Below are 19,052 nucleotides of genomic sequence, written 5' to 3'. Positions count from 1 at the left end.
GGTGGAGCATTTCGCTGCCGCCATCATCTGTAATCGGTTGATTGCTGCTGCCCAGCTCCGCTACTGAAGCGGGTTGGCCAGCAAACTGAGCTCGGGATTGGAGTCCAGAGCTTCTTTGCAATAATCGCAAGTAATCCGGACGGTAATGTCACCACCGGAATTATACGCTATTATATCCCTCCGCTCGTCGGGGGTCAAGAAATGAAAACCGAGCTGCGTCTCCGTGATTCGAGCCGAATCGATCCGTCCAATAAAGGTGCGGCAATGCCTGCACACATAATTCACTGACATATCTATGCCTCCTGCACGTGGTTTATACGTTCAGCATACCCCATTCGGACCGATTTCAACCTGGAAACGATCTGTCTTTGTTCTCGCTAATGCTTCAGAGCGGTTTAGCCATTGAATTTCGCCATCGTTTGTTCAAACGTATGGTCCAGACTGAACTCCAGCGCATTGCAGGTCTGCTCAATCGTCTGTTCAAGCGCTTCTTTTTCTTTTTTCATAAACGTCGACAATACATAATCCACGATGGCATGTCCAGGTTCGGGACGGGATATTCCCATACGCACCCGGTTGAATTGCTGCGTGCCCACATGTTGGATGATCGACTTGATTCCGTTATGTCCGCCTGCGCTTCCTTGATACCGCAATCGCACTTTGCCGATCTCCGTATCCATGTCATCATACGCCACAATCATGTCCTCAAGGCTGACTTTGAAGAAGTCCATGTATGCACGTACCGATTCACCCGAAAGGTTCATGTAGGTCATCGGCTTGATCAGCACCGTTTTTACTCCATTGATATTCCCTTCTCCAATCAGCGCTTTGCATTTGTTCTGCGTGATGGAAATGCCGTGGCGCTCCGCCAGGCGATCCAGCGCCATAAAACCGATGTTGTGCCTCGTTTTGGCATAATTCGAGCCCGGGTTTCCGAGTCCGACAATCCATTTCATTGTATTCCCTCCTTCGGGTAACCAACATATAGCATAGACTTCGATTGATATATTACATATAATATCAGGAAAGTGAACTTCCAATTTGCTGTAACTTTCACAGCCTAATTTCATCGACTCAGGAAGGTGAGCGGGTTTTGCGCGAAGACAATGGACAACTGACTCAGCATCATGATTTCATCTATCATCTGGAATCTCGTACCCCTGTGCAGGTATATGACCGCGATACCCACGTAGAAATCGGTGTGATTACACGTTTCGACCATCAATTTGTCGAAATTGCCGACACGCTGTTCCATCGGCGCCGGTTTCGTTTTATTTCCCGCCCCGGTTATTGATCGGGGTTTATTTTTATTAGCACGCCGACAGGGGTTACATTTTCCATTGAACTGGAAAACGTAACCCCTCACTTCTAGATGATGCAGACAGCCTTATTCTATTTCAAATAGTTTGCTAATGGACAGTTCCTCATGAACCCGGATGATCGCTTCACCAAGCAAAGGTGCAACAGACAGCACTCTCAGCTTGCTCGTCGGATTGGCATGCGTAATTGGAATGGTATCCGTCACGATGACCTCTTTCAGCGGTGCGTTTTCCAAACGCTCCATCGCAGGACCCGACAATACCGGATGCGTACAGCATGCATATACTTCTTTCACGCCGCCTTCCATCAAAGCATTTGCCCCCAGCACAATGGTTCCTGCCGTATCGATGATATCGTCGATCAGGATCGCCGTTTTCCCTTCAATGTTACCGATGATGTTCATGACTTCGCTGACGTTCGGCTCCGGACGGCGTTTATCAATAATCGCAAGCGGTGCGTTCAAGAAGTCAGCCAGCTTGCGCGCGCGAACCACACCGCCATGGTCAGGCGAGACAACAACGGGATTTTCGATCTGTTTCGAACGGAAATACTGTGCCAGAATCGGCACGCCGAGCAGATGATCGACGGGAATATCGAAAAATCCTTGGATCTGCATGGCATGCAAGTCCATGGCAATGACGCGGGTAGCCCCTGCTTTTTCGATCAAATTCGCCACCAGTTTCGCCGTGATTGGATCACGGGAACGAGCCTTGCGATCTTGACGTGCATATCCGTAATACGGAATGACAACGTTGATCGTTTTGGCGGAAGCCCGTTTCAACGCATCGATCATCACGAGCATTTCCATCAAATTGTCATTCACCGGCGCACAAGTAGACTGCACGATATATACATGACAGCCGCGCACGCTCTCGGAGAGTTTTACTTGAATCTCGCCGTCACTGAAACTGGTCGTGTGAGATTCGCCCATAGGAATTCCGATATAATCCGCGATTTGATGGGCAAGCTTTGGGTTAGAATTACAAGTGAATATTTTCAATTTCGAATCAAAATAAGTCATAAAATAAAAACCCTCCGTGCTGGTTCATTGGAATCTGTAAGCGTCTGCGACATGTCGGCACCTTCCGGGCTTCCGGAAGGAAAAAAGGAATATAGATATCCCGAGTTTACTCGGACTTCGCTTGTTTCTTTGCTTTTGCACGGCCGCGAATCTTCTCCGCATAGCCCGCTTTATTCTCTTGGCGTGGACGCGCAATGGCGAGATCGTTATCGGGAACAGCATGGGTAATCGTGGAACCGGCTACAACGTATGCTCCTTTTCCGATCGTTACCGGTGCAATGAGATTGACGTTGCTGCCCACGAACGCATCGTCTTCTATTGTCGTCACTGCCTTATTATATCCATCATAATTCACCGTTATTGCACCACAACCAATATTAACGTTTTTGCCCACTTGGGCGTCTCCAACATAACTCAAATGAGACACTTTGGAGCCTTCATCAATTGTAGCATTTTTCACTTCGACAAAGTCGCCGATTTTCACTTTGCGTCCCAATTTGGTGCCTGGACGCAAGTTGGCGAACGGACCCACGGTCACTTCGTCTCCAATTTCGGATTTCGAAACAACCGAATGTTTGATGGCCACGCCGTTATGAATGACACTATCCTCAATATCCGCATGCGGCCCGATCTGGCAAGCCTCGCCGATCGTCGTTGTTCCTTTCAGAACGGTCCCCGGATAGAGTACGGTATCTGCTCCAATCGTAACATCTGCCCCGATATATGTCGATGCCGGATCAATGATCGTAACCCCGTTCAGCATATGATGTTTGGCCAAACGTTCGCGCATGAATCCTTCCGCCTGGGACAAGGCCAGTCGGTCATTGACTCCGATCGATTCAGCGATGTCATCCGACATGTATGCTTCCACAACTTCACCTTCGTTACGGAAAATGCCGATCACATCCGTCAGGTAAAATTCCCCCTGAGCGTTCTCGTTCGTCACTTTTTCCAAGGCGGCAAACAGTTTTGCATTATCGAAACAGTACGTCCCCGTATTGATCTCTTTCACTGCATCTTCCTGCGGGTTGCAATCCTTTTGTTCCACGATCCGCAGTACGGACCCGTCTTCACTGCGAATGACGCGGCCATATCCATGAGGTTGATCCAGATTTGCCGTTAAGACGGTAGCTGCCGCCCCTCGGCTTTCGTGAAGCTCCATCAGTCCTTGCAACGTCTCGCTGGTTACCAGCGGTGTGTCGCCGCAAACGACGATTGTCGATCCTGACTCGCTTCCGAGCAGATCCTTTGCCTGTTTAACGGCATGCCCTGTACCCAACTGCTCGGCCTGAAGCGCATATTCCGCCTTTGTACCCAAAAAGGCTTGCACCGCTTCGGCTCCATGGCCAACCACGACGACAGTACGCTCAACACCTGCCCGAAGCGCTGCATCCAGTACGTGGCCAACCATCGGTTTGCCGCATACGGGATGCAGCACCTTGTACAATTTCGACTTCATTCGTTTGCCTTGCCCTGCAGCAAGAACGATTGCCATTTTTTTCAAAATCCACGACCTCCTGTTCTGAAAATCCTCATTGACATCCCCTTTTGCGAAGCCTTGTCAACGAGCAACGTTCAGCCGGCTTGAGCCGGTCTTGTTCATCAACCACTGTCTCAGTCATGACACGTAACAACGCGGACACCGATCATCGCAGTTATACGTATACGCCATTATCTGTAAGCCTTCGAATGTCACGACGCTTTCAGAATACGCCTGCCGTATATATTTTTGCGCACGCATATCACCCATGCGAAACATGGGAACACAGTCGCTGCGCAGATCTCCTGCATGAATAAACTCAATACTGAATATATCTTATTCCGGACAAAAAGAAAAGAGAGCCATAAGACATGGCTCTCTTTTCCTTTGAACCCCAATAATGTTCTCAGGCACCTTCTTCAATGACTTCTTCCTCAGTCGCAGCACGGTCATACTCAGTCAAAACAGCAGCCTGAATCTTCTCGCGCGTTCCGGAAGAAATCGGGTGGGCGATATCACGGAATTCTCCGTCAGGAGTCCGCTTGCTCGGCATTGCAACAAACATTCCGTTGTTGCCATCAATGACGCGAATGTCATGAACGACGAATTCGTTATCGATGGTAATGGATGCGATTGCCTTCATTCTCCCCTCAGAGTTAACTCGGCGGAGTCTGACATCCGTAATTTGCATGTGTGTTCACCACCTTTTTCCATCAGAACTTGGTGTATAATTCCACACAGCATATACGAACTCCTTCTTTTAGAACCATAAAAATGTCCTAATATCAGGAATTTTTTTATTTAATACACAATTCGACAGTATTTATGTTTGATCGATGGAATAGAAGCTTTCTCGACACGTAAACCGTCAACATTTTACAGATCGAAGTAGTTCCCCGGCTTCACGGAAATCTGTCTGCTCTTGGCGTCAACCGCCGTCAGCTTGGCCAAAGAGACGTAATCGGTCAGCAGTCTTTCCTCCGAATCCACCGCTCCCGATTCCACCAAAACGCCTACACCGGCAACCGTTGCATTAAACTCGGCCAGCAAGTCGATCATCCCTTGAACCGTTCCTCCCGCTTTCATGAAATCATCCACGATCAGGACCCGGGAATGCTCTCTCATAGCCCTGCGGGACAGGGTCATTGTATGCAGGCTTTTATGGGACCCGGAAACGTAATTGATACTAACAGCCGATCCTTCCGTAGCCTGATGGTCCCTGCGAACGAGAACGACAGGCAGGTTAAGTTGGGCTCCGGTCGCATACGCCAGCGGTATTCCTTTGGTCTCTACCGTCATGACCACATCGATATCCATACCGCCAAATGCCGTGGCGAAAATTTTGCCTGCCTCGTTCATCAGGGAAGGTTCACCTAGAAGATCCGACATGTACAGGTACCCTCCCGGCAAGATCCGATCCGGTTGTTCAAGTTCACTGCATAATTTTTCAGCAAAATGAAGAGCATGTTCTCTGGATACTTTCGGTATCCACTTCACTCCTCCAGCCGCCCCAGCCAGCGTTAAAAGCTCGCCCGATCCACCTTCTTCGAACACTTCCTTGATAATCGCCAAATCTTCGCTAATTGATGACTTCGCGGCACCGTAACGTTCGGCAAAAGTGGTGAGCGGAATGACTGTATGCGGTCTTGCCAATAAGTACTGCGTCATTTCAACCAGCCTTGCGCTTCGTTTTAATTTCTTCACAGAGATCCATCCTCACGATCACGGAAACATCCAAATCCGAATAATTATCTAAAAATATAACACCTTTATACGTGTTTGTACATTAAAATGTAAATTTAAGTCAACATGCGTACCGCATACACTTCTTTGCAGAAACCGCGAAGCCCGTTGTATATGCGGGCAACCTTCGATTCCTTCGAGACAAGCCCGAATACGGTTGGACCGCTCCCCGACATAAGAACTCCATCCGCCCCAAGCCGGATCATGGCTTCCTTCAGATGCCGGACTTCAGGATACAGCCGCAGCGTCACGTCCTCAAGCACGTTTCCTAATTGTGCGCACACCTCAGGGAATGATTCATTACGTATGGCTTGCTCCATTTTCTCCGCACTTGGATGCCGAACGATTTTGTCGCTGCGGAATCGCCCATATACGTCCGCTGTGGATACGTTAATAGGCGGTTTGGCCAAAACGACCCAACACTGCGGCGGATTCGGAATCGCCCGAAGCTTCTCTCCCCGGCCTGTGGCGAGCGCTGTTCCTCCCGTAATGCAGAACGGAACGTCCGACCCTAGCTCGGCCCCGAGCTTCCAGAGCTCTGTGTCGGGGATATCCAGCTTCCAGAGACGGTTCAAGCCGCGCAGGGCAGCCGCTGCATCGCTGCTCCCTCCGGCGAGCCCTGCCGCCACCGGAATTTTTTTATCCAGATGGATGTGCACGCCGGTCTTGACGTCATAACGCTCCTTGATCAATCGGGCTGCTTGAAAAGCCAAATTTTTCTCATCCAGCGGGATATACCCTGCCTGACTGGAAATGACGATCGTGTCGCGTGGAAGCTCCGACATTTCCAACCGGTCGGCAAGATCAACCATCGTCATGATCATTTCCACTTCATGAAATCCATCGCTTCGTTTATGTAAGACGTCCAGCATCAAATTGATTTTAGCAGGCGCTTTTTCGTAAATTTTCAAGGCGTTCACCCGTCCTCACCTTTTCCCTAAGACAACTTAACATATTATATCAAAATGGGACTGTCAAGTCATTGCCATTCGCCATGTATGGGGAAAAAGCGAGGTGCTCCTAACGGATTCCCCCGCCCTTTAGCTTTTAAACCACTTACGATTTGCGCGCCGCCTGCTCTGCCATCTGGATGGCCCGTTTCACCATGTTTCCAGCATCCTTGGCTTTGATGCCCCCCCAGCCCTCCTGCTGGATCGTATCATAAAAACCAAGATCCTTGGCGAGCTCGTATTTCAGCTCTTCCGACATTACGCTTCTTCTTCTCCGACTCATGCCATCGTCCTCCTCGCATAAATTAAACCATGATTAGTCCAGACCACCACAGTGATTCATGCTGCATATCCGTTACAGGCATCAAACCTAAGGGTAAAGCAAATGGTTTTGAGCCTGTCCGCATAGTATGCCAAGTGCCCCTGCGTCTCATTCCTGTCTTCGCGGAGAGAAATATGCCGGAAACGAAAAAATGCGGCTCGCCTGATCGGCAAACCGCATTGTCAAATCTTGCTTACGTCTCCATGAAGGAGTTATCGGTAGATTGGCCGGGATCAACCACCATGACCTCCACCGACTCCGTAAGTATATCGGCATAACTGTAAGAAACTCGCTTAAAGGTTTCGTGTTCCTCATCGAGCTTGACAATAAAAACAGAAGGGTACGTTTCTTCCAATACTCCTGTACGCTCAATCGTCTTGCGGCGGCCACCATTGGCGCGCAGCATGATCTTCTGACCGATATGAGCATCGAGATTGCGTTTGATATCCAACAGCGTATTTTTAGCCATTGTCGACGACCACCTCTTTTCTTGTCCATTATACCTCTTTTTACAGTCAATGTCAAATTAAAGACAAATATTATATCAACCTGTAAAAGCAGTTGTCAATGAATTTTTTTGCAACAAAAAAAGCCCCTGTTTGGGACTTCCTCTGCCCACCCTTACACAACCGATGGATTGACTTTGAGCGTAGATAAATCGTTGAGCCCCGGCAAACCGACGCGGTAGCTGCCTCGGGTTTCCACCCCGCCAACTCCCTGGCTGCCACTAATGGTATTGTGCAGAATATCATTCATGTTCACCGTTTCCCTTACCGAAGTAAATGCTGCCTTTGAAGCCACGTATACGGGATCAAGAGCATGAATGAGTATACGGCCCGGCGAGCTGGCGAAGTTCGCCCCTGCCCGCAATAAAGCTTCAAAATGGGACTGGCAGGCTCCCGCTACGATGGTGAGTGCATCCAAGTGGCGTTCGTACTGGCGTGCGACCTGGATGGCAGACACGAAGTTTTGGGAGTTTTTGTAGCTCGAAAGACTATACAGGTCATAGGGCTGACGGGACTTCAGCACTCCATCATGCCCCGTGATCACGACAATGTCGGGACGCACTTGGGGTAAAAGGTGGTACAAGGTATCGGCCATTGCCGATTCATGCACATAATGGCCCTCGGCCGGCACGCGGAGCTGTTCGTACAGATTCATGCTTTTTTTCAGATAATTGGGGTCGCCGTCCAGATGCAGCACCTTACCCGGCATTTCAAAGTAGGCGGGCTCTTGGGCAGACCACTCTTGAAGCAGGCCTTCCCGGTTTCGTTCAGCCTGGTCCATCCGATTTTGCTGCAGACGCGTGAGCGTCTGGTGTGCTTTCACATGTGCGCGTCTCGATTTGTCACTCTGCGCCTCTTGAGTAACCTGTATCAAATCGTCTAGCGGGGAATCGGCCAGCAACCGGAACTCGGTTCCCTTGATGATCGCTTTATCCAGTTGAAGGACCTCTACCCGAAAAGTTACGTCTCCGCCATATGATCTTCGAACGACCAGATCTCCGACATTCATCAACATCATCACCTCTACCCCATCGTATGGGCAGGAACCCGGATTGGTTCATCCAAACCGAAAATGTGAAGAACGAACGGGGCTGGGAGCTTAATCGCGAATGCCTGCTTCCCACATAACGGTACTAAGCGCTGCGTATTCCTGAAGGCTGAGTGTCTCTCCCCGTCTGGAAGGCTGAATTCCCGCCTGTTCAAGCAATTGATCGGCTTGTTCCCGATTTTCCTTGGTGAAAAATCTGGCTTTGAGATTGTTCGATATCGTTTTTCTCCGCTGCGCAAAAGCAGCCTGAACCACTTCGAAAAAGAATGCTTCGTCCGGAACCCGAACAGGAGGCTCATCGCGGACCTTCAGCCGGATGACAGCCGATTCGACATTCGGCTGCGGAATAAAGACAGTATGCGGCACGATGCAAACCAGCTCCGGTTCGCTGTAGTATTGAACCGCAATGCTAAGGCTGCCGTAGTCCTTGGAGCCCGGAGCAGCCGCCATGCGCTCTGCCACTTCCTTTTGAATCATGACCACGATGCGATCTACCGGCAATTTCTCCTCGAGCAGCTTCATCATGATGGGTGTGGTCACGTAATAAGGCAGGTTGGCCACCACGCTTACCTTGTCCACCGAACCAAAATCATTGCGGAACAGCTCCGCCAGATCCAGTTTCAGCACATCTCCATGCTGCACTCTTACGTTGGAATACGGCTCCATAACCTCGTCCAGAATCGGCAGCAGCCGCTGGTCGATCTCTACGGCTGTTACAGTCCCCGCTACGCGAGCCAGGCGTTCTGTCAATGCCCCAATGCCGGGACCGATCTCCAATGCACCCTTGGACTCGTCCAGATCGGCAGCGTCTACGATTTTATTCAAAATATTCTGATCGATCAGAAAATTTTGGCCCAGACTTTTTTTGAAGGAAAATCCGTGTCGAGCGATAATTTCCTTCGTGCGTTTGGGTGTAGCAATTTCCAACCGTTCTTCCATGCCCTTCATGCTCCTCACATTCCTTCACGTTCAATTTTTGCCAGAGCGGCCAGGAACTCCTCCCGGGTAATCTGGAACACGCCCAGCCGCTTGTGAAACTGCTTGCCGTTGCAATAGCCGATACCCAGCAGATTGCCCATCTGCATCCGGCGTTCGGAAGCCCTGGGATGAATGATCAATCCCGCCTCGATCAGATCTTCCCAGTCAATCAGGCTAGGAACCCCTTCATACGATGTATGAACGCGGGACAACGCCAGACGGATCGCCTCCGGCGAAGCATTCTCCACGCCAATATCGCCCTTGCGGGTAGCATCCGCTTCCGGAATGAACGCATGCTTGCAGCCTGGCACCTTATTCGCAATAATTTTGCGAATGCGCTCTCCGGCATGGTCCGGGTCGGTCAGCACGATGACTCCCCGTCTCTCCTGGGCAAGCGCAATGCGACTCAGGATGCGATCATTGATGGCCGATCCTCCCGTTTCTATCGTGTCGGCTTCCACCGCCCGCCGAATCGCTACCGTATCGTCACGGCCTTCCACCACGATCACTTCTTTTATCATGTTCGATTTCTCCCTTTCTAACGCAAAAAGAAGAGGAGGACCCTCTTCTCTGGCAAACGACGTGGAAAGCATTTGTTCCCACTGCCGCATATTCCGCATGATTCAATCATGCACTATTTTATAGCATTCCCTATTTAAAGTAAAACGATTTTAGTTCAGTTCCGGCTTCACCGGACCGATGACATATACCGTCTTGCCTTTCTTTCTTCCGAAGTTCAGGGCGTGCTTCACGCTATCATAATAAACATCGATTTTGTTTCCTTTGATTGCCCCTCCCGTATCCTCTGCGCGACGGAAGCCGAGGCCTTCGATGTAAACCCACCAACCGATCGGAATCACTTTCGGATCCACGGCAATGGTGCGTCCTTCGGTTACCTTCGTACCGGAAGCCGTTTTGGTTCCGATTCCCGGTTCTTCGGCGGAGTACGCCGTCATGGTTACGTTTTTGAGGACTTTGGAATATTTGAACGTCGTGCCCGAAACCGTGATGACCTTGCTGCCCGAAGCAGACTTTTTGGTCGAGCTTGCCGTTGTAGCCGATTTAGTTTTCGAAGTTTGGGCCGATACGGTTTGAACCACAGGCTCTTCCTTGACAACCGGTTTTGCTTTGGTTCCCACCGCAATGACTTTATCCACGCGATTCGTAGTCACCGTCTTGCCGACCATTTTTTTGGAGACCAATTCTCCATCCTGAAATACCTTTTCGATATGCTGCACCAATGTGCCTTCCTTGCCATTCACAATGACTCGATTGTCACCCTTGTACAGGCTCGGGTCAGCCGTTTTGACCACTTTATATGCGATCGGCTGTTCAACGTCGACTGTACGCTTTGTTACCCGCACTACGCGAATTTTCATATCTTTCTTGATCGAAGTATCCAAGGCTGGATAGATTTTGTCTTCATTCCCTACGGTGATGCCTGCCTTTTGAATGGCTTCTTCCACCGATGCATCTGTTGTATACAGAGTCTTGGTGTCTCCGTCTGCCGTAACATTAACTGGAACAGCACGCTCGATGACGATGCGATCGCCATCCGTAATGGACCCGTTCAATGGCATGGATACCTCATCGTGAGGCCCTACCGTGATGGATTGCTCATCCAGCAATTCCTGAAGCAATCCTGTACGAGTCTCAACCTCTTGAGATTTGCCGTCAATCACCAGTGATATTTGTTTTCCGGCCTGACCATAAACGACTAACAAGATCATGATTGTAAGTGCGATTGAGAAAATAGCGATCAACGCAATTTGACGCAAGTTCTCATGCTTCCACCTCAACGCGTAAGACTTACTGGATGATCGTGACTCATGGGTCTCCTCTGGTTGGAATGCGCCCACTTCTCCGTCCTCCTTCATAGCCCCGCCGTCTAAAGTAATGCATGATGTCTTTGACGCGACTATACCGAAATTTTCTACAGAACGGGTCAAAACAACAACCGGCTCTGCACCATGAACCCTTCTTCGCAACATGAGATCAGTCATCCTAAAAAGAACTCTATGATGACCGCATTTCTTTTATTCAAAAACAAAAAAGCCAAAGAAAGAGCTAAGAGGACTCTTTCGTGGCTTCCGAATGATTTTGAATATCGGAAATTCATGCACGAGATTACCTCTCTTTTTCCGCTTGCGAGGTTAGCTGTCGGGTTCGGACGAAAGAGAGCCGCCCTATCTCCGGTCACCCGCTCATGGCGGATACCCTTGAATTCACCCCGAGACCCAAAGAAGAAATCAAATACGGCTTCGCAGTCCATCCGCTGCTTTTGGGTCAGCGAATGACGCGGATCGGGAAATTTCACCGATATTCAAGCCCTATTGGTTCCCCCGCTCTCCGTGTTCGGAGACTCAGCGAGACTGGTTCATGAAAGTAAACGCTGCGTTCAAGGAAGAGTCCCTTTTGCTATCCCCCGAACATCTGTCCTTTTTCCACGCAACAATTCACTGAAAAGATGATATCCTGTTTCGATGCATGTTGTAAAGCAGCATTCAACTACGTTTTTCTAAATATTTGGTTAAAATATTGTAATAAACTTCGTTTATTTGGATCAAAAAGCAAATTCACTCCGTCTAGCTCGTTTTTTCACCTGAATTACTCCGATTTTCAACGAATCCCAAAACGTCCCATGGCATTTTTGTTCGTAATTGCCGCAATTTCCTCGACCGATACACCCTTGATTTCGGCAGCTGCCTCAGCCACGAGGCGAACGTGAGCCGTCTCATTTCTCTTTCCTCGAAATGGATGAGGAGTAAGATAAGGGGAGTCGGTTTCGATATAAAACCGGTCCATCGGCACCTTGGCGAGTACCTCTTTTGGCTGCTTGGCATTTTTAAACGTGATCGGTCCACCGAAGGAAAGGTCAAAGTTCAGATCCAGACAAAGTTTTGCCGTTTCCCAGCTCCCCGAAAACGAATGCATCACACCGCCGACCTCTGACGCCTTCTCTTCACGCAAAATTCTCACAATGTCTTCATGCGCGTCCCGGTTATGAATGACAATAGGCATCTTCAGCTCGCGAGCCAATCCGATCTGCTGGCGAAGAACGCGATGCTGAACATCCTTGGGGGAGGTGTCCCAATAGTAGTCAAGCCCGATCTCGCCAATGGCTACGACTTTTTCGTGTTTGCACAAATCAGCGATCCATTCCAGGTCGCCCTCCTGCATGGTGATGGCATCTTGGGGATGCCATCCGACCGCGGCGTAGATAAACTCGTACGTTTCGGCAAGCTTCATGGTGGATGGAATAGTTTCCCGATTAAAACCGACATTAATCATGCGTCCGACGCCAGCGTCGACAGCACGTTGAATGACCTCCTCCCTATCCTCGTCGAATTGCGGCGCATCCAGGTGCGTGTGAGTGTCGAATAACATCATGGTTACATCTCCTTCTCCTTAATGGTCTGTCCGGAAAAAAATAATGAATTACAAAATTATGTCGATCTACATTTACTCTCCATTAAAGCAGATTACTGTATCATAAAAAAAATAAGTGCAGCTTCAAGAAAAATAACGGCGTATATGGGCTGGAAGATGGTGAAGAACGGCATCCACTTTATCCTGCGGATAATACAGATGATGCTTTCCACGCTGTATGCCGCTAATCGAACGCACAATATCGGATACCTCGGATAATTCATGCAATTTATCTTGGCGATCCAGCAGCAAAATCTGTTTCTCCGTCGATTCGTCCGGACGAAACACATCATACGGAAGATCAGTTGGAAAATCAATTTCGACATCGTATTCGGGCTCCAGTCCCACTTCGGCGAAGGCCTTCCGAATGTCATCCATCAACGCTACGTCATGCTGTTCAATCTCTACGTATTTGTACAACCTGCGATCCATGAAGCGTTCGCACAGTTCTCGAAGAATGGCATCGTTCTCCTGACGCCATTGCATAAAGGCGGTCTGGATGAGCGCTTCATCCAATTGCAAATACTCCTTGACCGAGAGCGACCCCTCAAACAGCTGCGGCAGGGGATCCAGCATGAAACGGAAGTTAAAATTCTGCTTCATCAGTTGTTTGGCCCGTTTGAATATTTGCCTAAGAATGATTTCAGAGCTTCGTGTTACCGGATGGAAATAGATCTGCCAGTACATCTGATAACGGGACATCAGGTAATCTTCCACCGCATGCATGCCCGACTCCTTGACGACGATTCTGCCATGGTAGGGCCTCAACATTCGCAAAATTCGATCAAGGTCGATCGTCCCATAATTTACGCCCGTAAAATAGGCGTCGCGCAGCAAATAATCCATTCGGTCCGCATCCAGAGGGCTTGTGATCAAATTGACCACAATAGGTTTGTCGTATGTTTTCTGAATCACGGAAGCGACTTTCTCCGGAAAGTCGGAAGCATACCTTCTCAGAATCGCCCCCACTTCGGTATCGCCAAGAATAATACGACAGGTCCAATCTTCATGATGCATATCGAATGCCTCTTCAATGGAATGGGAAAATGGACCGTGCCCCAGATCATGCAGCAATGCTGCACAAAGGGCCACAATCTTTTCTTCTTTTGGCCAATCCGGATAATGGCTTCGTTCAAACTGCGAGATGATTTTGCGCGTAATCTCGTATACGCCAAGCGAGTGGGAAAACCGGCTATGTTCCGCACCATGAAACGTGAGATAGGATGTCCCTAACTGACGGATGCGACGCAGCCGTTGGAACTCGGGCGTGTTGATCAATTGCCAAATGATTGGATCTTGCACATGAATGTAATTATGTACGGGATCTTTAAACACCTTTTCTTCCGTCAAGCGCTGCTCCATGTTAACTCACTCCTTTAAGATGATTTCCTGATCTAAGTCTACGATACGTTTGTTACTGCAGTTTATTGGATTTTGGCGAAAAGCACATCAACCATTCGACAAACAATGACGAATTATGTCGAATACAGTGATTTTGTCGTCTTCCAAATCGACAAAGCCGAACTTCGTGTCTATTTGCGAAAAAACTGCCCCAATCCCTTGCCCACCGTTACCTTATCAAAAATAACCTTAATTTTAAGCAAATTTTAAGGTTGACTGTTTTGGGAATCGTTGGTATGATGAGTATCATAAAACATAAAATAATGTCGAATAATGACACTGAACTACTGATAGTTAGTTGAGAGGAGCACTGATTATAATGATGAAATCAACAGGTATTGTAAGAAAAGTAGACGAACTGGGACGGGTAGTTATTCCAATCGAATTGCGTCGTACTCTGGGTATCGGCGAGAAAGATGCTCTTGAAATTTACGTTGATGGCGAACGCATCATGCTGAAAAAATATGAGCCAGCATGCATCTTCTGCGGAAATGCCGAAAACGTGACATACTTCAAAGGTAAAATTGTTTGCAACGAATGTATTTCTGAAATCCCTGCACCTGTGACAAAATAAGAAAGATCAGGTATAATGGACTTATAACATTGTTAATTCTAACCTTTTTATATTCCTTGGTTGCCTTCCCGATGTGAACCCCATCGTTGGAAGGTCTTTTTTTTGGAGCTGCCCAAACCGCTCGATCCTGTCTTAGGGCATTACCCCGTAATCTTCAAAGGAAACGATGAAAAAATTTTTTTTCGTCGCTTCCTTTTTTCATGTTTCTTTAATATTACATTAAGGTTGAAAGTCATCCATTTTAAGGATATGTTCTCCTTTTTCAGGAACATGCAAACCATTATACCAAAGCATTGTATACCTCGCGTTTCGATAAGCCTCGGTCCGTCGCCGTTTTTTTCATCGCGTCTTTCCGGTTGAATCCTTCTGATTCATAATGGCTGACGTGTTCCTCCAAGGACATTTGCTGCCACCATGCTTCTCGCTCCGCCTTGCGCTCTTCCTCCCGAATGCCCTCCACCAGAAGGCAGTACTCTCCAAGCGGAGGGTGCTCATCCAGCCATTCCATGCACTCGCTAATACTTCCCCTCGCAAATTCCTCATGCCGTTTCGTCAGTTCACGTGCAAGCACAACCGAACGATCGCCGAGCAGCTCTTCCAGGACGGATAACGTTTTGCGTATACGGTGCGGCGATTCATAGAACAGCAACGTTCCATTGGATTCATTGAACCCTTCCAGCACTTTGCGCATGTCCTTTTTCTCTCGCGGGAGGAATCCGCCAAAAGTAAAGCGTTCCGTCGATAGTCCTGACACCATGAGCGCCGACAACGCGGCATTGGGGCCCGGGATGGGAACAACGCTAATTCCGGCTTCAAGAGCCAGCTTGACCAGGTCGGAACCAGGGTCGGAAATGGCCGGCAAACCGGCATCGCTAACCAGCGCCAAATTTTTTCCTTCTATTATATAGCGTATCAGTTCAGGCCCGCTGGCCACCTTATTGTGCTCATGATAGCTGAACAGCATGGATGGCGTAATTTCGAAATGGGTCAACAATTTTCGCGTTTGCCTCGTGTCCTCTGCTGCAATAATGTCGCAGCTCTGAAGTGTCTTGATCGCACGGAAGGTCATGTCATCCAAATTACCGATCGGAGTTCCTACCAAATACAATTTGCCGTAATGCTCCGGTTGGTCGGCAAAACTCTTTTGAACGTGCAGCGTCATTTACTCTCCTCCTTCCTGCCCAAGTTTCGAATTCGTGGAGCCATAGTAAATCTCCATAACTTCATCACAGTATGCCCCCTCTTCATTATAAACAATGAGCGGCGGCAGCATCCTTACTTCAGGCTTGCCTCCCTTGTGTGCCTCGATCAATACCATATTGGCTTCAAGATGGGCGCGTGGATGTACCAAACGGATCCGTTTCGGTTCAAGCCGGTACTGCCTCATGAGCGATATTATTTCAGCAAGCCGCTGTGGTCGATGTACCATGAACACCTTGCCTCCATGACGAACCAAACGGGTACACGCCTGAATGACCTCCTCCAACGTACATCCCAATTCATGTCTTGCCATGGCCTGATGTACATTGACCTTGATGTCGCTTCCGTTTAAGGGCATGTAAGGAGGGTTCACGGTAATCGCATCATAGACATCATGCCCGGTTTGTTTCACCCAATCGCGCAGATCTCCCTCGTGGATTGTAATGATGTCTTCCAGACCATTCAACTGCACGCTACGTCTGGCCATATCGGCCAACCTCGGCTGAATTTCGATTCCCTCTAGTCGGGCCTGCGTTCGCGTCGATAATAGAATCGGGACGACTCCATTTCCGGTGCACAGATCCAGGACTCGCCCATACTTGGGTACAGCCGCAAATCGTGCCAATAGAACTGCATCCATGGAAAAACTGAAAACTTCATCGCTTTGTATAATGTTCAGATCATGCGTCAACAGATCGTCAAGCCGTTCAGACTCGTATAGTGGCACTGAATTCACCTTCGTCAATTGCATTCATCCTCCGGTATACTATCCTTCAATGTTTCCAACCTTGAAAAAAAACCGTAGGGGCTCTTCCCTACGGTCACATCATTTATTAAGAAAAGACAGGCAGAACAGACAATCGCCTTCCGTTCGCAAATGGCCATAATAGACATTGCAGATATGGAACCCTTCGTGATACAGCCGAGCCAAATTGTCGTATCCTTCGCCCACCACGTCTTCGCCCGGATCGGGGCCAGCAGGCCTCGCTACCGGAGCGAGTGCGGAGGACACAGGCAACTCTGCCGGCGTTTCACGTTTCAACAGTTTGCGTAACTGCTCATTCTCAATGGTAAGCCGCTGATTATCTTCCAGCAGCTCCTTAACAATCATTTTTAACTCTCCCAAATCACTGTGCAATTGACCCAATTGGGTTTCCATCTCATGAATATGCGTAAACAGATTTTTCTTTTCCAAGTTTCCACCCCGAAGCAACCTATAATGGTTTACTTGATAACGACGTCATCCAGCGGAAGTTCTTTGACTTTACTGATCTCGAACAGTTGAACATGCACCGTACGATTGCCTGCGTTAATGGCGACCACTTTCCCTTCACCCAAGGAGGTGATAACCAGCTTGCCAACGGCCGGCAGTTCTTCCTTTACACTTTCGTAATTATCATGCTCGAATTTCAGACAGCACATGAGCCTTCCGCACAACCCGGAAATTTTCGTCGGATTCAGTGACAAGCTCTGATCCTTGGCCATCTTGATGGATACCGGCTCGAAGTCTCCCAGCCAGGAGGAACAGCATAACACGCGGCCGCAGGGACCAATACCGCCAAGCATTTTGGCTTCATCCCGAACACCGATCTGCCGCAGCTCGATCCGCGTACGGAAAATGCTGGCCAAATCCTTCACCAGCTCCCGGAAATCCACCCTTCCTTCAGCCGTAAAATAAAAAATGATCTTGTTGCGATCAAACGTAAACTCTACATCGACCAGCTTCATTTTGAGTCCATGGTCTCTGATTTTATTTAAACAAGTACCGAATGCTTCCTTGGCTGCACGCTTGTTTTCGTCAACAACCCGGGCATCAGTCTCCCCGGCTACGCGAATGACTTTTTTAAGCGGCAACACTACATCGGACTCGCTTACTTCTTTCTTGCCAACAACAACCTTACCGTACTCAACCCCCCGCGCTGTCTCCACGATAACGCAGTTTTCTTTTTCAATGGGAAGGTCCAGGGGATCGAAGTAATAAATTTTGCCCGCTTTTTTGAAACGGACACCCACTACACTATACAAAAAATTAACCCCCTCGTAAGCCAACCCCACTTCGTCTGAAGCCCTGTATTCTTATGGCAATTCCGCCGAAGTGATCACAAGTCTTATGCCAGACCAATCAAAAATTGCTCCAGACAAAGCTGGCCATTGACATTGAAACGCAATTTTTTCCTGCATGCCGCGGCCAAATCCATATAGGAGACCCACTGCTCTGTGCTTCGGGTATGTGCCAATTGAGACAGCATGTCCAACTGATCTATAAAAACGATATGTTCATGCCTACCAACCTGGACATACAGCATATCCCTGAACCAAATATGGAACAGGCTGAACAGCATGTCCAAATGCTCAGAGAGTCCTGTTTTAAAAATTTTCTGCTGCGCAGATATCAGTGATGTACTGCCTCTGCCCAGGGACTCCTTCCCTAATTGTAACATTACGTTTCTAATTTCTGCAAACCAATTCTGCTGGAGGATTTCTCTACATCCTTCCAGTCCCGAAGCCAGGTGAACGGCAGTACGAGCCAGATTTCCAGTATATCCTTCCAGCGTCAACGCTTGCAGCATTTCCTCAGGATGGAGTGCATTAAAAGGCACGAGCTGTGCGCGTGAACGAATGGTCGGGAGCATGGCCTGGCCATTATCGGTAATCAGAATGCCTACCGCCGGAACCTGGGGCTCCTCCAAAAACTTCAGCAAGCTGTTTGCAGCCTGCACCGTCATTTTTTCGGCCTGTTCAATAATATATACTTTCGGGTGTTCTGCCTCTGATCGATATGAAAACATCCGTTGCAGATCCCGGATCTGATCGATCTTGATGGTGCTTCCATCCGGTGCAATCATCGTTAAGTCCGGATGGTTACCGTGCTCTACTTTACGGCATTCAAGACAATGTCCGCATGCATCATCCTCTAGCTCCGTGCAGAAAATAGCCTTGGCAAACGTAACCGCAGTCTGCAATTGGCCACTGCCCGTCGGGCCGCTAAACAGATATGCATGGCTTATGGCCTGTCGTCTCAAACTGCTCTGTAACATTTGCTTGGCCGCCTGCTGGCCCATAATTTGTTGAAAGGACAT

Annotated in this window: 22 protein-coding genes and 1 riboswitch; of the genes, 2 read left to right on the top strand and 20 right to left on the bottom strand. The window is 48.8% G+C overall.

What is annotated here, in order from left to right; genetic code table 11:
- Window positions 1-60: 60 nt before the first annotated feature.
- Together MKY59_RS00210 and pth are read right to left on the bottom strand one after the other, a co-directional pair.
- Window positions 61-291: an anti-sigma-F factor Fin family protein gene (locus MKY59_RS00210; RefSeq protein ID WP_236421338.1), complete on the bottom strand. Its 231-nt coding sequence runs from the start codon at window positions 289-291 to the stop codon at window positions 61-63.
- 104 nt (window positions 292-395) lie between these two features.
- Complete coding sequence (gene pth / locus MKY59_RS00205) at window positions 396-956, bottom strand: aminoacyl-tRNA hydrolase (RefSeq protein WP_236421339.1); 561 nt, start codon at window positions 954-956, stop codon at window positions 396-398.
- A gap of 137 nt (window positions 957-1,093) precedes the next feature.
- Between pth and MKY59_RS00200 the strand changes: the two genes are divergently transcribed.
- Window positions 1,094-1,294, top strand: a complete 201-nt coding sequence (locus MKY59_RS00200; RefSeq protein WP_236421340.1) for a hypothetical protein — start codon at window positions 1,094-1,096, stop codon at window positions 1,292-1,294.
- A 93-nt stretch (window positions 1,295-1,387) separates the two neighbouring features.
- Here the strand turns inward: MKY59_RS00200 and MKY59_RS00195 are convergent, their stop codons facing one another.
- From MKY59_RS00195 to MKY59_RS00135, 13 genes are all read right to left on the bottom strand, one after another.
- Window positions 1,388-2,341 (bottom strand): ribose-phosphate diphosphokinase, encoded by a 954-nt coding sequence (locus MKY59_RS00195; RefSeq protein WP_236421341.1) that lies wholly within the window; start codon window positions 2,339-2,341, stop codon window positions 1,388-1,390.
- A gap of 106 nt (window positions 2,342-2,447) precedes the next feature.
- On the bottom strand, window positions 2,448-3,845 hold the full coding sequence (gene glmU, locus MKY59_RS00190; protein ID WP_339275465.1) for a bifunctional UDP-N-acetylglucosamine diphosphorylase/glucosamine-1-phosphate N-acetyltransferase GlmU: 1,398 nt from the start codon (window positions 3,843-3,845) through the stop codon (window positions 2,448-2,450).
- A 382-nt stretch (window positions 3,846-4,227) separates the two neighbouring features.
- Entirely contained in the window at window positions 4,228-4,512 is a 285-nt protein-coding gene (gene spoVG, locus MKY59_RS00185) for a septation regulator SpoVG (protein WP_017691372.1), read from the bottom strand.
- Between the two features lie 185 nt (window positions 4,513-4,697).
- Complete coding sequence (purR, locus tag MKY59_RS00180; protein ID WP_339275463.1) at window positions 4,698-5,525, bottom strand: pur operon repressor; 828 nt, start codon at window positions 5,523-5,525, stop codon at window positions 4,698-4,700.
- Between the two features lie 95 nt (window positions 5,526-5,620).
- Complete coding sequence (ispE, locus tag MKY59_RS00175) at window positions 5,621-6,475, bottom strand: 4-(cytidine 5'-diphospho)-2-C-methyl-D-erythritol kinase (protein WP_236421365.1); 855 nt, start codon at window positions 6,473-6,475, stop codon at window positions 5,621-5,623.
- A 145-nt stretch (window positions 6,476-6,620) separates the two neighbouring features.
- Window positions 6,621-6,797 (bottom strand): small, acid-soluble spore protein, alpha/beta type, encoded by a 177-nt coding sequence (locus MKY59_RS00170; protein WP_236421343.1) that lies wholly within the window; start codon window positions 6,795-6,797, stop codon window positions 6,621-6,623.
- A 232-nt stretch (window positions 6,798-7,029) separates the two neighbouring features.
- Window positions 7,030-7,305: a Veg family protein gene (locus MKY59_RS00165; RefSeq protein WP_236421344.1), complete on the bottom strand. Its 276-nt coding sequence runs from the start codon at window positions 7,303-7,305 to the stop codon at window positions 7,030-7,032.
- Window positions 7,306-7,457: 152 nt separating this feature from the next.
- Window positions 7,458-8,351: a sporulation peptidase YabG gene (gene yabG, locus MKY59_RS00160; RefSeq protein ID WP_236421366.1), complete on the bottom strand. Its 894-nt coding sequence runs from the start codon at window positions 8,349-8,351 to the stop codon at window positions 7,458-7,460.
- A gap of 90 nt (window positions 8,352-8,441) precedes the next feature.
- Window positions 8,442-9,338 carry a 16S rRNA (adenine(1518)-N(6)/adenine(1519)-N(6))-dimethyltransferase RsmA gene (rsmA, locus tag MKY59_RS00155; protein WP_236421345.1) on the bottom strand — a complete coding sequence of 299 codons (897 nt, stop codon included), beginning with the start codon at window positions 9,336-9,338 and terminating at the stop codon, window positions 8,442-8,444.
- A 5-nt stretch (window positions 9,339-9,343) separates the two neighbouring features.
- Window positions 9,344-9,889 (bottom strand): ribonuclease M5, encoded by a 546-nt coding sequence (gene rnmV, locus MKY59_RS00150; RefSeq protein WP_236421346.1) that lies wholly within the window; start codon window positions 9,887-9,889, stop codon window positions 9,344-9,346.
- 150 nt (window positions 9,890-10,039) lie between these two features.
- On the bottom strand, window positions 10,040-11,227 hold the full coding sequence (locus tag MKY59_RS00145) for a 3D domain-containing protein (RefSeq protein ID WP_236421347.1): 1,188 nt from the start codon (window positions 11,225-11,227) through the stop codon (window positions 10,040-10,042).
- Window positions 11,228-11,494: 267 nt separating this feature from the next.
- Window positions 11,495-11,747: riboswitch (cyclic di-AMP (ydaO/yuaA leader) on the bottom strand.
- Window positions 11,748-11,987: 240 nt separating this feature from the next.
- Window positions 11,988-12,758 carry a TatD family hydrolase gene (locus tag MKY59_RS00140; RefSeq protein WP_236421348.1) on the bottom strand — a complete coding sequence of 257 codons (771 nt, stop codon included), beginning with the start codon at window positions 12,756-12,758 and terminating at the stop codon, window positions 11,988-11,990.
- Window positions 12,759-12,881: 123 nt separating this feature from the next.
- Window positions 12,882-14,159: an HD domain-containing protein gene (locus MKY59_RS00135; protein WP_339275462.1), complete on the bottom strand. Its 1,278-nt coding sequence runs from the start codon at window positions 14,157-14,159 to the stop codon at window positions 12,882-12,884.
- A gap of 358 nt (window positions 14,160-14,517) precedes the next feature.
- Between MKY59_RS00135 and MKY59_RS00130 the strand changes: the two genes are divergently transcribed.
- Window positions 14,518-14,772 (top strand): AbrB/MazE/SpoVT family DNA-binding domain-containing protein, encoded by a 255-nt coding sequence (locus tag MKY59_RS00130; protein WP_024633700.1) that lies wholly within the window; start codon window positions 14,518-14,520, stop codon window positions 14,770-14,772.
- 280 nt (window positions 14,773-15,052) lie between these two features.
- On the opposite strand, the gene rsmI is transcribed toward MKY59_RS00130, so the two are convergent.
- From rsmI to holB, 5 genes are all read right to left on the bottom strand, one after another.
- Entirely contained in the window at window positions 15,053-15,934 is an 882-nt protein-coding gene (gene rsmI, locus MKY59_RS00125) for a 16S rRNA (cytidine(1402)-2'-O)-methyltransferase (protein WP_236421350.1), read from the bottom strand.
- Window positions 15,935-16,723 (bottom strand): tRNA1(Val) (adenine(37)-N6)-methyltransferase, encoded by a 789-nt coding sequence (locus tag MKY59_RS00120; protein ID WP_236421351.1) that lies wholly within the window; start codon window positions 16,721-16,723, stop codon window positions 15,935-15,937. It abuts the gene before it with no gap.
- A 75-nt stretch (window positions 16,724-16,798) separates the two neighbouring features.
- On the bottom strand, window positions 16,799-17,167 hold the full coding sequence (gene yabA / locus MKY59_RS00115; RefSeq protein WP_236421352.1) for a DNA replication initiation control protein YabA: 369 nt from the start codon (window positions 17,165-17,167) through the stop codon (window positions 16,799-16,801).
- Window positions 17,168-17,196: 29 nt separating this feature from the next.
- Window positions 17,197-17,997 (bottom strand): stage 0 sporulation family protein, encoded by an 801-nt coding sequence (locus tag MKY59_RS00110; RefSeq protein WP_236421353.1) that lies wholly within the window; start codon window positions 17,995-17,997, stop codon window positions 17,197-17,199.
- Between the two features lie 83 nt (window positions 17,998-18,080).
- Window positions 18,081-19,052 carry a DNA polymerase III subunit delta' gene (gene holB, locus MKY59_RS00105; RefSeq protein WP_236421354.1) on the bottom strand — a complete coding sequence of 324 codons (972 nt, stop codon included), beginning with the start codon at window positions 19,050-19,052 and terminating at the stop codon, window positions 18,081-18,083.

This window comes from Paenibacillus sp. FSL W8-0426, assembly GCF_037969725.1.
Classification (GTDB): Bacteria; Bacillota; Bacilli; order Paenibacillales; family Paenibacillaceae; genus Paenibacillus; species Paenibacillus hubeiensis.
This window is presented reverse-complemented; position numbering and strand designations above follow the sequence as displayed.